At 61.3% G+C, this 14,634-nt stretch carries 12 protein-coding genes; 5 read left to right on the forward strand and 7 right to left on the reverse strand.

Annotation, left to right across the window (positions count from 1 at the left end):
* Positions 1 to 265: 265 nt before the first annotated feature.
* From HX899_RS24135 to HX899_RS24165, 7 genes are all read right to left on the reverse strand, one after another.
* Complete coding sequence (locus tag HX899_RS24135; protein ID WP_181293592.1) at positions 266 to 2,716, reverse strand: FAD-dependent oxidoreductase; 2,451 nt, start codon at positions 2,714 to 2,716, stop codon at positions 266 to 268.
* A complete protein-coding gene (locus HX899_RS24140; RefSeq protein WP_181293593.1) occupies positions 2,717 to 3,592 on the reverse strand; it encodes a choline/ethanolamine kinase family protein in 876 nt (291 codons plus the stop codon).
* A gap of 70 nt (positions 3,593 to 3,662) precedes the next feature.
* Positions 3,663 to 4,739, reverse strand: coding sequence for an ABC transporter ATP-binding protein (locus tag HX899_RS24145; RefSeq protein WP_138332058.1), 1,077 nt, complete (start codon positions 4,737 to 4,739; stop codon positions 3,663 to 3,665).
* Between the two features lie 32 nt (positions 4,740 to 4,771).
* A complete protein-coding gene (locus HX899_RS24150) occupies positions 4,772 to 5,845 on the reverse strand; it encodes a Gfo/Idh/MocA family protein (RefSeq protein ID WP_210273834.1) in 1,074 nt (357 codons plus the stop codon).
* 23 nt (positions 5,846 to 5,868) lie between these two features.
* Positions 5,869 to 6,756, reverse strand: a complete 888-nt coding sequence (locus HX899_RS24155; protein WP_138332056.1) for a carbohydrate ABC transporter permease — start codon at positions 6,754 to 6,756, stop codon at positions 5,869 to 5,871.
* Positions 6,749 to 7,708: a carbohydrate ABC transporter permease gene (locus HX899_RS24160; RefSeq protein WP_017962699.1), complete on the reverse strand. Its 960-nt coding sequence runs from the start codon at positions 7,706 to 7,708 to the stop codon at positions 6,749 to 6,751. The genes HX899_RS24155 and HX899_RS24160 overlap by 8 nt, the downstream gene beginning before the upstream one ends.
* Positions 7,709 to 7,714: 6 nt before the next feature.
* Positions 7,715 to 9,001, reverse strand: a complete 1,287-nt coding sequence (locus HX899_RS24165) for an ABC transporter substrate-binding protein (RefSeq protein ID WP_138332055.1) — start codon at positions 8,999 to 9,001, stop codon at positions 7,715 to 7,717.
* Positions 9,002 to 9,199: 198 nt separating this feature from the next.
* Between HX899_RS24165 and HX899_RS24170 the strand changes: the two genes are divergently transcribed.
* From HX899_RS24170 to HX899_RS24190, 5 genes are all read left to right on the forward strand, one after another.
* Positions 9,200 to 9,877: a TetR/AcrR family transcriptional regulator gene (locus HX899_RS24170; protein ID WP_138332054.1), complete on the forward strand. Its 678-nt coding sequence runs from the start codon at positions 9,200 to 9,202 to the stop codon at positions 9,875 to 9,877.
* A 131-nt stretch (positions 9,878 to 10,008) separates the two neighbouring features.
* Complete coding sequence (locus HX899_RS24175) at positions 10,009 to 11,157, forward strand: Gfo/Idh/MocA family protein (RefSeq protein WP_020052297.1); 1,149 nt, start codon at positions 10,009 to 10,011, stop codon at positions 11,155 to 11,157.
* Positions 11,158 to 11,160: 3 nt separating this feature from the next.
* On the forward strand, positions 11,161 to 12,324 hold the full coding sequence (locus tag HX899_RS24180) for a dihydrodipicolinate synthase family protein (protein ID WP_181293594.1): 1,164 nt from the start codon (positions 11,161 to 11,163) through the stop codon (positions 12,322 to 12,324).
* Positions 12,325 to 12,461: 137 nt separating this feature from the next.
* Complete coding sequence (locus HX899_RS24185) at positions 12,462 to 13,292, forward strand: sugar phosphate isomerase/epimerase (protein WP_171599953.1); 831 nt, start codon at positions 12,462 to 12,464, stop codon at positions 13,290 to 13,292.
* 41 nt (positions 13,293 to 13,333) lie between these two features.
* The gene (locus tag HX899_RS24190) at positions 13,334 to 14,611 is read left to right on the forward strand and encodes a Gfo/Idh/MocA family protein (protein ID WP_181293595.1); all 1,278 of its coding nucleotides are present in this window, start codon (positions 13,334 to 13,336) and stop codon (positions 14,609 to 14,611) included.
* The last annotated feature ends 23 nt before the right edge of the window (positions 14,612 to 14,634 follow it).

Here is a 14,634-nt window from a genome sequence, read left to right on the forward strand (position 1 = left end):
ATCGGTCTTCCATCCACCACCGCAATAGGCATTACAGCGCCAACAGCGGGTAAAGGGAAGTTACAAAGGTGCCGGCAGGCGGTTGAGGGGGTGAGCGGCAGTGCCGCGAATGCGCTGAGCGCAAGCGAAGAGCAACAATGAACGGTGTGCCGTGTGGCCCCCTCATCCGATCCTTCGGGCCACCTTCTCCCCGCTGGGGAGAAGAGGGTGCAAGACGCGATCACCCCGCTTTGACGTGGAGGCACGGCAAACCCAAACCGCGTGGTCAGGCCTTCACCCGCGCCATATCGGGATCGTAGAGCGGCGACAGCGATACCTTGCAGGGGATGCGCTTCCGCGCGACATCAAGCTCATAGGTGCCGGAGAGGACGAAATCTTCCGTCACGCCGTCGGGATTGCGGACGTAGCCGTAGCCGATCGGCTTGCCCAGCGTATAACCGAAGCCGCCGCTCGACAGCCAGCCGACGCGCTTGCCGTCGCGATAGATCGTTTCGCGGCCGAGCAGCACCGCATCGGCATCCTCGGGAATGAAGCAGGCGAGGCGCTTCTTCACCCCACCCGCAAGCTGCTGCCCGATCGCCTCACGGCCGCGGAAGGGAATATTCTTCCGCATCTTCACCGCCCAGCCGAGACCGGCCTCAACAGGCGTATGGTCGGGACCGATATCCGACCCCCAGGCGCGATAACCCTTTTCCAGGCGGCAGCTCTCAATGGCGCGGTAGCCGGCATTGACGAGGCCGAGCTCGCCGCCGGATGCCATCAGCACGTCATAGACCGTGGTCGCATATTCAACGGGAATATGCAGTTCGTAGCCGAGCTCGCCGACATAGGTGATGCGCAGGGCCCGCACGGGGCAGCCTGCAATGCCGACGGTCCTGACCTTGCCGAAGGGGAAGGCTGCATTCGAGACGTCGCTGCCCGTTACCTTTTCCAGCACGGCGCGGGAATTCGGTCCCATCAGCGACAACACGGAATAGGCGGATGTGACGTCGACCAGCTCGGCATGCATCGCCGCCGGGATATTGCGTGCGATCCAGTCGAAGTCATGGGTGGCGAAGCCGGTACCGGTGACGATGTAATATTCGTTCTCGGCGATGCGGGCGACCGTCACGTCGCATTCGATGCCGCCCTTGTCGTTCAGCATCTGCGTGTAGACAAGCGATCCCACAGGCCTTGCGACATCGTTGGCGGCGATCCAGGATAGCGCTGCCTCGGCATCCCTGCCCTTCAGCACGAATTTGGCAAAGGAGGTCTGGTCGAAGATGACGGCCGCTTCGCGCACGGCCTTATGCTCGCGGCCGACCGCGTCGAACCAGTTCTGCCTGGTGTAGCTGTAGACATCCTTCGGCTCCTCGTTGGCGAAGAGATCGGCAAACCAGTTCGGCCGCTCCCAGCCAAGCTTTTCGCCGAAACAGGCGCCCTGCGCCTTCAGCCGGTCATAGAGCGGCGATTTGCGGCAAGGGCGGCCGCTCGAATGTTCCTCGAACGGCCAGGCCATGGTGTAATGCTTGCCATAGGCTTCGAGCGTGCGTGTCCGCACCCAGTCGGTATCGAAATGCGGCCGGCCGAAACGGCGGATATCGACCGGCCAGAGATCATAGGGCGGTTCGCCCTTCGTCACCCATTCGGCAAGCGCCATGCCGGCACCACCGGCCGAGGCGATGCCGAAGGCGTTGAAACCGGCGCCGACGAAGAAATTCTTCAGCTCCGGTGCCTCGCCGAGAATGAAGTTGCCATCAGGCGTAAAGCTTTCCGGGCCGTTCAGCAGCTGCTTGACGCCGACGTTTTCCAGCGCCGGAACGCGGCCGAGCGCCTGTTCCATGATCTGTTCGAAATGGTCGAAATTGCTGTCCAGCAGCGTGTAGTGGAAACCTTCGGGGATGCCGCTTTTCGCCCAGGGAATGGGGTTCGACTCGTAGCCGCCCATGACGATGCCACCGACCTCCTCCTTATAGTAGGTCAGGCGATCGGGATCGCGCAGCGTCGGCAGGTTGGAGGGCACGCCGAAGGATTCGGTGATGATGTATTGATGCTCGACGGAGACGAGCGGCACGTTGACGCCGAAGCGGGCGGCGAAGGCGCGCGTCCATTGGCCGGCGCAGACGACGACGCGCTCGCATTCGATGCGCCCTTGCGCCGTAACGACGGCGCGGATCTTTCCCTTGTCGATTTCGAGGTCGAGGACTTCCATATCCTCGAAGATCGAAACGCCGGACATGCGGGCGCCCTTTGCCAGCGCCTGGGTGATGTCGGAGGGATTGGCCTGGCCGTCGGTCGGGAGGAAGGCAGCGCCAACGAGATCGTCGACCGTCATCAGCGGCCAGAGATCGAAGGCTTCCTGCGGGGTCAGCAATTGCATTTCGAGGCCGAAGGACTGGGCGGTGGTCGCCTGGCGCCTGACCTCGGTCCAACGTTCCTCATTGCAGGCAAGGCGCAGGCCGCCATTCATCTTCCAGCCGGTGCCGAGGCCCGTTTCCGCCTCCAGCCGCTTGTAGAGATCGACGGAATAACCGAGAAGCTGGGTGATGTTGGCGCTGGTGCGCAGCTGGCCGACGAGGCCGGCGGCGTGGAAGGTGGTCCCCGAGGTAAGCTTCTTGCGCTCCAGCAGGACGGTATCGGTCCAGCCAAGTTTGCCAAGATGATAGGCCGTCGAGCAGCCTATGATGCCGCCGCCGATGACCACGGCTTTCGCCGTCTTCGGTAATTCCTTCGTCATTTATTGGTCCTGTTCAAAGGCTTGATAGGCGCGCTCGAAGCGCGCGAGATTTTCGGCCGTGTAGCCGGCGTAATTGAAAACGATGGTGGAATGGATTTCCGAAATCATGCTCCAGAGCGTCTCGCGTAGCAGCGAGGCACATTTCATCGCGGTATAGCGCCGGCTGAGATTATCGGTCAGCGGCCGGTCGAAATAGGTCTCCAGCATCGCGCGCTCGGCCGCTTCCGAGAGTTCGTTGTTGGAGGCCAATCCGCCAAGATCGAAAAGCGGCGTGTTGAATCCGGCATAGTCCCAGTCGATCAGCCAGAGCCGTTTGCCGTCATCGAGAAAGTTGGCGGCCAGCAGGTCGTTATGGCCGAAGGCGATCTCGAAAGGTCCTGCCGCTTCTTCCAACATATCAGCCTTGCCGACGAGCCCCGCCAGCAGCGGAAGATAGGCGCTCTTCGACACCTTCAGATTGGCGGCGTAGTCGCGGATGACGTGGAAGACCCAGAAGATCATAGCCTGGCCGCGGAAATGCCGGGCAATGTCGCGATGGCAGGCGCGGACCAGCGGCACGACCTGGGCCAGCATTTGCGGTGTCCTGATATCTTCCGGCGAAAGCGCTCTCGCCTCGATATATTCGAGCACCAGGACGCCCGGCGAATGGTGGATGACCGCCGGCGAAATGCCGGCTGCATGGGCGGCACGGCTTGCGGCAAGCTCGTTCTGCCTGTTGATATGATGGATCGGAATATCGCTGCCGAGCCTGACCACGCAGCGCGCGACGGCATCGCTGACCAGATAATTCCTGTTGGTGATGCCGCCTGCTATCGGCGAGATTTCGATCGGGCCCTGCCAGATGCCAAGCGCATGAATCCTATCTTCAGGCGTCATGCTTGATCCCCCTGCGGCCCCTCCCGAAATGATGGGCCAGAGGAGGATCTGATGTCAAGCAGCGGCGCGCTTAGATCGTCTTGCCGGCAGCATCGAAGACGTGGCAGCGGGCCGGATCGAAGGAGGCCTTCACATTGGCGCCGCGCTCCACCTTCTGCTGGCCGTCAAGCGCGACGGTCAGGAGCTGGTTATCCGGCGTGGTGGTGTAGAGCATGGTGGCGCCGCCGAGATTTTCGACGAGATCGACGTTGACGGTCGAGAGCGTGATTGCGCCATCGGCCAGCGAAAGATGCTCGGGACGGATGCCAAAGGTGACCTCCTCTCCCGCCCCGCCTTTCAGCCGGCGTGGCAGGCGGACGGAATTGCCGCAGACATGGATGCTGGTTTCGGTCTCGCCGACCTGCTCGATGCGCGCCTTCAGAAAATTCATCTTCGGACTGCCGATGAAACCGGCGACGAAGCGGTTGGCCGGGTTGTTGTAAAGATCGAGCGGCGCGCCGACCTGCTCGATGCGGCCGGAATTCAGCACCACGATCTTGTCCGCCATCGTCATGGCTTCGACCTGGTCATGGGTGACATAGATCATCGTATTGCCGAGGCTGCGGTGCAGGCGGGAGATCTCGACGCGCATCTGCACGCGCAGTTCGGCGTCAAGGTTCGACAACGGCTCGTCGAACAGGAAGATGCGCGGCTCACGCACGATGGCGCGGCCGATGGCGACACGCTGGCGCTGGCCGCCGGAGAGCGCCTTCGGCTTGCGCTCCAACAGCTTCTCGATCTGCAGGATTTCGGCGGCGCGCTTCACCTTCGGCTGGATCTCGGCCTTCTTGTAACCCGCCGTCTCCAGGCCGAAGGCGAGGTTCTTGTAGACCGACATATGCGGATAGAGCGCGTAGGACTGGAAAACCATGGCGATACCGCGCTTGGCCGGCGCAACCTCGTTCATGCGCTCGCTGTCGAGCAGCAGCGCGCCGCCCGAAATCTCCTCAAGGCCGGCAATCATGCGCAGAAGGGTCGATTTTCCGCAGCCGGAGGGGCCGACAAAAACGACGAATTCGCCGGGATCGATCGTCAGGTCGATGCCATGGATCACATCCATCGCGCCGTAGCGCTTCTCGACCTTCTGAAGAACGACACTGGTTGCCATCTTCTCAAAACCCTCTCTTTTTATTTTGTCGGTTACTTCGTTCTTGCGCGCCAATCGGCGTATTTCGGACTATCGGGACCGACCGGCAGCGACACGTCAGCGCCGCTGTCGGAAGACTGGTAGATGGCGGTGACGAGTTCCAGCGCGCGGCGGGCGTCCTTTGTCGTCACCGGCAGCGGCGCATGGCCGCTGAGGAAAGCGTGGAACTGGCCCATCTGCGTGGTGAAACGCGGCGCGACCGGCTGCCAATCGCCAACCACCCTGTCGATCTGCTCGCGCACGTCGTCATTCGCGGCGATGATCTTCCAGGGGTCCTTGCCGGGGGTATAGGGCTCGTGACTGCTCTCGAAAGTGACATTCTCGAAGTGCAACCTGAGCCGGCTAATCTGTTCCTGCGAACCAAGCGTGCAGGAAAGCGAGACAAAGGCGCCGTTTTCCATCAGCAGGCTGGCGGAGGCACAATCCTCGACCTCGATATCGTTGACGCGGGTGGCGACGCGGCCGAAGACCCTTGCCGCCGGACCCATCAGATGCATCAGCATGTCGTGCAGATGCAGGGCGTGGGTGACGAGCACGCCGCCGAGTTCCGTCGCCCATTTGCCGCGCCAAGGCACGGCGTAATATTCCGGCTTGCGCAGCCAGAATGTTTCGACCGAAGCGGTATAGGGCTTGCCGGCAATACCGGCGTCGATGATCCGCTTGGCCTTCTGAATGCCGTCGCCGTAACGGTACTGGAAGATCGGCATCAGCACGCCTTTGGCGGTCTTTTCCGCTGCCATGATGGTATCGACGGCGGCAAGCGAGCCCGTCAGCGGCTTTTCGCAGACGACATGTTTACCGGCGGCAAGCGCTGCGACCACCTGTTCCAGATGAATGCCGGGAGGGGTGCAGATATCGATGATGTCGATCGTGTCGTCGGCCAGCAGTTCCGCAAAAGAGGTGGTGCGCCGTTCGATGCCGAACTCATCGCCGACCGTTGCCATGCGCTGCTCGTTCAGGTCGCAGATCGCCACGACCTTGAACTTGTCGGAATGCGGCAGGTAACCCTCGACGATATGGGAGCGGCCGATACCGCAGCCGACGATCGCGACCGTTCTGATGCTCATGTCGCTCTTTCCCGTCATCGCTATCAACGCTTCATGCCCGTCGTGGCGATGCCCTCGATCAGCAGGCGCTGGAAGAACAGGAAGAAGAAGAACACCGGCACGAGCGTCAGGGTCGACATGGCGAACAAACCGCCCCAATCCGATGCGCTGGTGGAATCCACGAAGGTGCGCAGGCCGAGCTGGATCGTATAGGTGTTCATGTCGTTCAGGTAGATCAGCGGACCGAAGAAATCGTCCCAGGTCCAGATGAAGGAGAAGATGGCGGCCGTTGCCAGCACCGGCAGCGACAGCGGCAGCATGATCTTCCAATAGATGCGCCAAGCGCTGCAGCCGTCCATCATCGCCGCCTCGTCCAATTCACGCGGAATACCGCGGAAGAACTGCACCATCAGGAAGATGAAGAAGGCATCGCTTGCCAGGAACTTCGGTACGACAAGCGGCAGGATGGTGTTGACCCAGCCGAGATCGAGAAAGAGCACATATTGCGGGATCAGCGTCACGTGATAGGGGATCATCAACGTGCCGAGCATGATCGCAAACCAGAAATTCCGGCCGGCAAAACGCAGCCGCGCAAAGGCGAAAGCCGTCAGCGAACAGGCGATGACATTGCCCGTCACCACGAGCACCGAGATGACCAGCGAATTCCAGAAGAACCGGCCGAAGCTGACATCGAGGCCGACCCAACCGCGCGCATAGGAGGAGAAATCGATCGACGACGGGATGAGCGAGGTCGACGAGAAGATCTCCGTTTCCGGCCTGACCGATGCCGAAACCATCCATAACAGCGGATAGAGCATGAGGAGCGAAGCGGCGATCAGCAGGGCGTGGATGATGAGCGACGCCGGCAGGCTGCGTTTGGTGATGTCGGATGGCGGCCTGGCCGCAGTGACGGAAGCGGTCATCTCAGTCATCGTAGTGCACCCAATAACGCGAGGTCAGGAAGGAGAAGGCGGTGAAGATCGCGATGATCACCACCAGGATCCAGGCGAGCGCCGAGGCATAGCCCATGCGGAAATTGCCGAAGGCTTCCTGATAGAGGTAGAGCGTGTAGAACAGCGTCGAGTTGATCGGACCGCCGGTGCCGCCTGATATGATGAAGGCCGGCGTGAAGGCCTTGAAGGCATCAATCGTCTGGACGACGGCATTGAAAAAGATCACCGGCGTCAGAAGCGGCAGCGTGATCTTGTAGAATTGCCGGAACTTGGAGGCGCCGTCGAGGCTCGCGGCCTCATACATATCCTGCGGGATCTGGCGCAGGCCGGCCAGGAAAATAATCATCGGCGAGCCGAACTGCCAGACCGACAGCGCCACCAGCGTATAGATCGAATAGTTCGGATGCGAGATCCAGCTCGGACCTTCGATACCGAAATACGAAAGCGCGGCATTGACGAGGCCATCGCTGGCGAAAAGCTGGCGCCAGAGCACGGCGATCGCCACGCTGCCGCCCAGCAGTGACGGCAGATAGAAGATGGCACGATAGACCGACAGCCCGCGCAGGCCGCGGTTCAGCGCCATGGCGACCAGCAATGCGAAGGTCAGCTTGAACGGCACCGAGAAGACGACATAGGTCAGGGTGACATACATGGCGGCCGAGAATTTCGGATCCGCCGTGGCGATGCGCACGTAATTCGCCATTCCCACCCACCGCGGCGACTGAAGCATGTCGAAGTCGGTGAAGGAAAGGTAGAGCGAAATCAGGGCCGGCCCGAGCGTCAGCCCGAAAAAGCCGATGAGCCATGGAAGAAGGAAGAGATAGCCGGGAGCATTGGCATTCCAGAGACGCTTGAAGCGTCCTTCGGCCACGGCCCCCTGATATCTTTCCACATTGATGGCCCCTGCGGGCGTGCGCATCGCATTGCTCATACGGGATCAGCCTCGTGCGAGAATCTGCGTGATTTCAGCGACAAGCTGTTTGCCGCCGTCGGAGGGGGACAGCTGTCCGAAGCCGACCTGTTCGGCGATGTTGCGTAACATCAGCTCACCTTCACCGGCGCCGGCCGGCGGCGGCGGCGGCAATTTGCCGGCGAGTTCGCCAAGGCCGCTGACATAGGCCAATGCCACCTTGCCGTTCTCATCAAGCTTTGCCGCGACGACCTCGCGCATGGCGCTCGATTCCGGAATGCCGCGTTCGACATCCAGAAGCAGCGCTGCCTCGGGGTTCTTGACGAAGAAATTGACGTAGTCCACGGCCATATCCACGGCTTTCGACTGGGCGGAGACCGAGAAGAACATCGAAGGCTTGCGATAGTGGCCGCCCTTCGATTCCGGCTTGATGCGCATGTAGTTGGTCAGAGCCAGCTTGTCCTTGTTCATTGCCTGATAGGCGACGAACTGGTTGGAATGGGCAAAACCGGCGGCCGACTTGCCGAGCGAGACCGTGTTGGTTTCGATATCGTTCTTGTCGAGAGCCTGGATATCGGCAGGAACACAGGCCCCGGCCTCACGGAACTTGGCCCACATGTCGTACCATTCGGAGGCATCGTCCACGTCGAAGGCGATCTTGCCGTCGGCGGTATAAAGCGCCTTGCCACGCTGACGCAGCCAGTTTTCGAACAACGGTTCGCCGCCGCTGCCGTCGGCCAAACCGAACATGCCCTTGCGTTTTCCTGCCTTGGTGATCTCCGCACCCATACGGGCGAACTCTTCCCAGGTCGTCGCCTGAGTCGGCAGATCGACGCCGGCCTCCTTGAAGGCCGTGGTGTTCAGGACCGTGGCCGCCGAATTCGCGCCCAGGCTGACGCCATAGAGATGCCCGTCGACGCTGCCGCCTTCGATCTGCGCCTTGTCGAAATCGTCGAGGTTGAGCTTGGCCGGCATATAGGATTCGAGCGGGGCGAGCGCGCCGCGCCGTGCATATTGGACGATATAGCGATAGTCCATCTGGATGACATCGGGCGCGTTGCGACCGGCGACCTGGGTCGCAAGGCGCGGCCAGTAATCGCCCCAGCCGAGGAATTCGCCGGTGATCGAGGTGCCCGAATTCTTCGACTGATAGAGCTGCGATACCTTGTTGGTGCGGTCAGCGCGCGGCTGCGAGCCCCACCACAGGAGACGCAAGCGCTTTTCCTGTGCCAAAGCGCTGGTGCCCAGCGCCGAGAGCGAGAGAAGCGTGGCGCCTCCCGCGACGAAATTACGTCTGTTTACACGGAATGTCATTTCTTTTCCTCCTCCAAAGGGAAGCGCCTCCACACGCTTCCGAACCTAGTTACCCTTGCATAAATAACTAATTGGTTACAAGCTACGGGCAAAGCGGCGAGCGTGTCAAGCGGTGTCGCTCGCGGGGCTTTCAAATTCGGTTTTTACAATTTCGCACCGAAGGCTTATGAGCGCAACATGTGAGACGGAGGTGGAGAGATGAACGACAGCGGGGGGAATGGGGAAAAGAAAAGGTCTCGGCGCCCATCTACCGAACGGACGGCCCAACGCGATCCGGAGCGGACACGCGCTGCTATCCTTGACGCGGCAACCCGGGAATTTGCCGAAAACGGCATGGGCGGAGCTCGTGTCGACGCCATCGCCGAGCGCGCCGGCACCAACAAGCGCATGCTCTATCACTATTTCGGCGACAAGGAGCAGCTCTACCTCAGAGTGCTCGAAGAGGCCTATGTCGGCATCCGCACCGCCGAGCGCGCGCTGCATATCGGCGACCGCAGCCCCGAGGAAGGCATCAGCGAACTAGCGCTCTTCACCTGGCGTTATTTCCTCCAGCATCCGGAATTCCTCAGCCTGCTCGGCACGGAAAATCTGCATCGGGCCCGCTGGCTGCGCCAGTCCGTCCGGCTCAAGGAACTGCATTCGCATCTGATCGGCGAGCTTTCGGACGTGCTCGAGCAGGGAAAAAAGCAGGGGGTCTTCATCGAGTCCGCCGATCCCCTGCATGTCTACCTGACGATCGCCTCGCTCGGTTATTTCTACCTGTCCAACCAGTACACGCTTTCGACGATCTTCGGCCGCGACCTGATCGAGCCGACCCATCTCAATGCCTGGGAAAGGCATATCGTCCACGTCACACTGACCTCGATCAAGCGCTGAATCTCTAAATTCGGATTTGACTATTGACAGCCGCGTTGATCTTCTGCCATCAAGTAACTGTTTAGTTACCGGCTCGGGAGGACCGGACGAGGATGCCCGCTCCCGCCGCAAAAATCTGCTGGGAGGAAAAAATGGCACGCTTGGGGATCATCTTGCACGGCGTCACCGGCCGCATGGGTTACAATCAGCACCTGGTGCGCTCGATTCTCGCCTTCCGCGACCAGGGCGGCATCACGCTGAAATCGGGTGAGAAACTCGAGATCGACCCGATCATCGTCGGCCGCAACGGCGCCAAGATGGAAGAGCTGGCGAAGAAGCATAACATCAAGCGCTGGTCGACCGATCTCGATGCCGCGCTCGCCAATCCCGACGACACGATCTTCTTCGACGCCGGCACGACGCTGATGCGCGCCGAACTTCTGTCCAAGGCGCTCGATGCCGGCAAGCATGTCTATTGTGAAAAGCCGATCTCCGACGATCTGCAGGTGGCACTCGACCTTGCCCGCAAGGCGCGCGGCTCCGGCCTCAAGCATGGCGTCGTGCAGGACAAACTCTTCCTGCCCGGCCTGCGCAAGCTAGCGCTGCTCAGGGATTCCGGCTTCTTCGGCAAGATCCTCTCAGTGCGCGGCGAATTCGGCTACTGGGTTTTCGAAGGCGATTGGGGCGTGCCGGCCCAGCGCCCCTCCTGGAACTACCGCAAGGGCGACGGCGGCGGCATCATCCTCGACATGCTTTGCCACTGGCGCTATGTGCTCGATAATCTGTTCGGCGAAGTCAAAGCCGTCTCCTGCCTCGGTGCTACGCATATTCCGCGCCGCATCGACGAGCAGGGCAAGCCCTATGATTGCGACACCGACGATGCAGCCTATGCGACCTTCGAGCTCGAAGGCGGCGCGATCGCGCAGGTCAATTCCTCCTGGGCCGTCCGCGTCCGCCGCGACGACCTCGTCACCTTCCAGGTCGACGGCACGCATGGTTCGGCCGTCGCCGGTCTGACGAAATGCTGGAGCCAGCACCGCGTCAATACGCCGAAGCCGGTCTGGAACCCGGACCAGCCGCAGACGATCGACTTCTACAAGACCTGGGACGAGGTTCCGGATACCCAGGCCTTCGACAACGGTTTCAAGGCGCAGTGGGAAATGTTCATCCGCCATGTCGTCGAAGACGCACCGTGGCCCTATGGCCTGGAAGCCGGCGCCAAGGGTGTGCAGCTTGCCGAACTCGGCCTGAAATCCTGGGCCGAGCGCCGCTGGCTCGACGTTCCCGCACTGGAGTTCTGAGCCGTGACGACGATCAATCTCCCTCTCGACGGCAAGATCGTTCCCTACACGCTGACCGGCACGCCGATCGCGCTCGCCAAGCGCGACGCCAAGGCCTTTCCGCGCATCGCCTATGCCGCCACCCATGTCGTAGCCGATCCGCTCGCCGACAACGATCCGTGGCTGACGCCGGCGATCGACTGGGAGCGGACGCTGGCCTTCCGCCACCGGCTCTGGGATCTCGGCCTCGGCGTTGCCGAGGCGATGGATACGGCGCAGCGCGGCATGGGCCTCGGCTGGCCGGAAGCGCGCGACCTCATCCGCCGGGCGCTCAGTGAGGCGGCCGGCCGCAAGGATGCGCTGATCGCCTGCGGCGCCGGCACCGACCATCTGACGCCGGGACCCGACGTCACCGTCGACACGATCCTCAGGGCCTATGAGGAGCAGATCGAAACCGTGGAGGCAGCCGGCGGCCGCATCATCCTGATGGCGAGCCGGGCGCTTGCCGCCGCCGCCAAAGGGCCGGACGACTATATCCGCGTCTATGACCGGATCCTTCGCCAGGTCAAGGAACCCGTCATCATCCATTGGCTCGGCGAAATGTTCGATCCGGCGCTCGAAGGTTACTGGGGCAATGGTGATCATATCCAAGCCATGTCCACCTGCCTCGAGGTGATCGAGGCCCATGCCGACAAAGTCGACGGCATCAAGATCTCGCTGCTCTCCAAGGAGAAGGAAGTGGCGATGCGCCGCCGGCTGCCGAAAGGCGTGCGCATGTATACCGGCGATGATTTCAACTATGCCGAACTGATCGCCGGCGACGAAGAGGGCCATTCCGACGCACTGCTCGGCATTTTCGATGCGATCGCTCCGGCTGCCTCGGCAGCCCTCGAAGCGCTCGGCCGCAAGAGCAACCATGAATTCTTCGATCTGCTGGAGCCGACCGTGCCGCTGTCGCGCCACATCTTCAAGGTGCCGACGCGCTTCTACAAGACCGGCGTCGTCTTCCTCGCCTATCTCAACGGCCTGCAGGACCATTTCGTCATGGTGGGCGGCCAGCAGAGCACGCGCTCGCTGACGCATCTTGCCGAACTCTTCCGCTTGGCCGACAAGGCCCGGGTTCTCGCCGATCCGGAACTCGCAACGGCGCGCATGAAACAGGTGCTTGCCGTCCACGGCGTCAACTGAAGCACGGGCTGCTGCATAATTTTGTCCTTAAGTCGGAACCGGTTTGAGGACAAAATTATGCAGCAATTCAAAGTGCTACAGCGTCCTTTGCGCGTCTGAAGAGACGCGCGGCGCTGTAGTGATGGGAGGAGAATAACATGCAGGTCGAAGGACTTTCGATCAACCTGGCGACGATCCGCGAGCAATGCGGTTTTGCGCAGGCCGTCGATATCTGCCTGAAACACGGCATCACTGCGATCGCCCCCTGGCGCGACCAAGTCGCCAAGGTCGGTCTCGACGAGGCGGTGCGTATCGTCAAATCGAACGGCATCAAGCTGACCGGCCTTTGCCGCGGCGGCTTCTTCCCGGCGGCGAACGATGCCGACTGGCAGAAAAACCTCGACGACAACAGGCGGGCCATCGACGAGGCGGCAGCATTTTCCGCCGATTGCCTCGTGCTCGTCGTCGGCGGCCTGCCTGATAGTTCGAAGGATATCGTCGCCGCGCGCCGAATGGTGTTCGACGGCATTGCCGCCGTTTTGCCGCATGCGCAGGCTGCCGGCGTGAAACTCGCCATCGAACCGCTGCATCCGATGTATGCCGCCGACCGTGCCTGCGTGAACACGCTCAGTCAGGCGCTCGATATGTGCGAGCAGCTCGGCGAGGATGTCGGCGTTGCAGTCGATGTCTACCATGTCTGGTGGGATCCCGATCTTGCCAACCAGATCGCCCGCGCCGGCCGCATGAAACGCATCTTTGCCCATCACATCTGCGACTGGCTGGCGCCGACAAAGGACATGCTGCTCGACCGCGGCATGATGGGCGATGGTGTGATCGACCTCAAAGGCATAAGACGGATGGTGGAGGCCGCCGGTTTCTTCGGCGCGCAGGAGGTGGAGATCTTTTCGGCCGAAAACTGGTGGAAACGCCCGGCCGACGAAGTGATCGCCACCTGCGTCGAGCGCTTCAGGAGCTGCTGCCAGGCCTGATTTCAGTATTTGTTTCATCACGCATGCAGGAGGATCATTCGATGGAGAAACGCCGTTTTGCCCTGATCGGTACGGGAAACCGCGGCACCACCATGTGGGGCAAGGATCTGCTTGCCGGCTGGCGCGAACATGTCGACCTGACCGCCATCGTCGAGAGGAATTCGCTGCGCGGCGAGCGCGCCCGCAACATGATCGGCAGCAATGCGCCGCTCTACGAAAACATCGATTCGATGCTTGCCGAGCAGAAGCCGGATCTGGTCATCGTCTGTACGCCCGACCATACGCATGACGATATTGTCGTGCGGGCGCTGGAGTCCGGCATCGACGTCATTACCGAAAAGCCAATGACGACCTCGGTCGAAAAGATTCGCCGGATTCTGGATGCCGAAAAGCGCACTGGTCGCCGGGTCGACGTGTCCTTCAACTATCGCTATGCGCCGACGGCTGCGAAGATCAAGGAATTGCTGAATGCCGGCGAGATCGGCCGGGTCACCTCAGTCGATTTTCATTGGTATCTGAACACCAAGCACGGCGCCGACTACTTCCGCCGCTGGCATGCCTATACGGAAAATTCCGGCAGCCTGTTCGTCCACAAGGCCACGCATCATTTCGATCTGCTGAACTGGTATCTCGACAGCGATCCCGAAGCCGTCACCTCTTTCGCCGACCTGCAGAATTACGGCCGCAAAGGCCCGTTCCGCGGCCCGCGCTGCAAGCTCTGTCCGCACGCGCATGAATGTGACTACTATCTCGATCTAGAGGTCGATCCCTTCCTCGATTCACTCTACGAGGATCCCTCGAAGATCGACGGCTACTTCCGAGATGGCTGCGTCTTCCGCGAGGACATCGACATTCCCGATACGATGGTGGTGTCGCTCCGTTATCGTAACAATGTCCATGTCTCCTATTCGCTGAACACCTTCCAGCCGATCGAAGGCCATCACCTTGCCTTCAACGGCACCAAAGGCCGGATCGAGCTTCGTCAATATGAGGCCCAGCCCTGGGAAGAGCCGAAGGAGGACACGATCCTCCTCATCCGCAATTTCCCTGATGGTAAGGAGGCGGTGGAGCGCATCGTCGTTCCGCATTTCACCGGCGGCCATTACGGCGGCGACGACCGGATGCGCAACATGATCTTCAAGCCCGACATGGAAGACAAGCTTGCGCAACGCGCCGGCACGCGGGCGGGTGCCATGTCGGTGCTCTGCGGCATTGCGGCGCTGACGAGTTCGCGCACCGGCAAGGTGGTCGAGATTGCCGATCTCATGCCTGAACTTGCCAATGACGGTTCGCCAAATTCGCTGAGGACGTCGCGCTGAAGCCCTTCGCCTAAGCCCTCGAC

It is taken from the genome of Rhizobium sp. WYCCWR 11146 (genome assembly GCF_013591995.1).
GTDB classification, from domain to species: Bacteria; Pseudomonadota; Alphaproteobacteria; order Rhizobiales; family Rhizobiaceae; genus Rhizobium; species Rhizobium indicum.

Coding starts and splice junctions, on each gene's coding strand:
- HX899_RS24135 (WP_181293592.1), bottom strand. CDS start 2,716: ATGACGAAGGAATTACCGAAGACGGCGAAAGCCGTGGTCATCGGCGGC.
- HX899_RS24140 (WP_181293593.1), bottom strand. CDS start 3,592: ATGACGCCTGAAGATAGGATTCATGCGCTTGGCATCTGGCAGGGCCCG.
- HX899_RS24145 (WP_138332058.1), bottom strand. CDS start 4,739: ATGGCAACCAGTGTCGTTCTTCAGAAGGTCGAGAAGCGCTACGGCGCG.
- HX899_RS24150 (WP_210273834.1), bottom strand. CDS start 5,845: ATGAGCATCAGAACGGTCGCGATCGTCGGCTGCGGTATCGGCCGCTCC.
- HX899_RS24155 (WP_138332056.1), bottom strand. CDS start 6,756: ATGACTGAGATGACCGCTTCCGTCACTGCGGCCAGGCCGCCATCCGAC.
- HX899_RS24160 (WP_017962699.1), bottom strand. CDS start 7,708: ATGAGCAATGCGATGCGCACGCCCGCAGGGGCCATCAATGTGGAAAGA.
- HX899_RS24165 (WP_138332055.1), bottom strand. CDS start 9,001: ATGACATTCCGTGTAAACAGACGTAATTTCGTCGCGGGAGGCGCCACG.
- HX899_RS24170 (WP_138332054.1), top strand. CDS start 9,200: ATGAACGACAGCGGGGGGAATGGGGAAAAGAAAAGGTCTCGGCGCCCA.
- HX899_RS24175 (WP_020052297.1), top strand. CDS start 10,009: ATGGCACGCTTGGGGATCATCTTGCACGGCGTCACCGGCCGCATGGGT.
- HX899_RS24185 (WP_171599953.1), top strand. CDS start 12,462: ATGCAGGTCGAAGGACTTTCGATCAACCTGGCGACGATCCGCGAGCAA.
- HX899_RS24190 (WP_181293595.1), top strand. CDS start 13,334: ATGGAGAAACGCCGTTTTGCCCTGATCGGTACGGGAAACCGCGGCACC.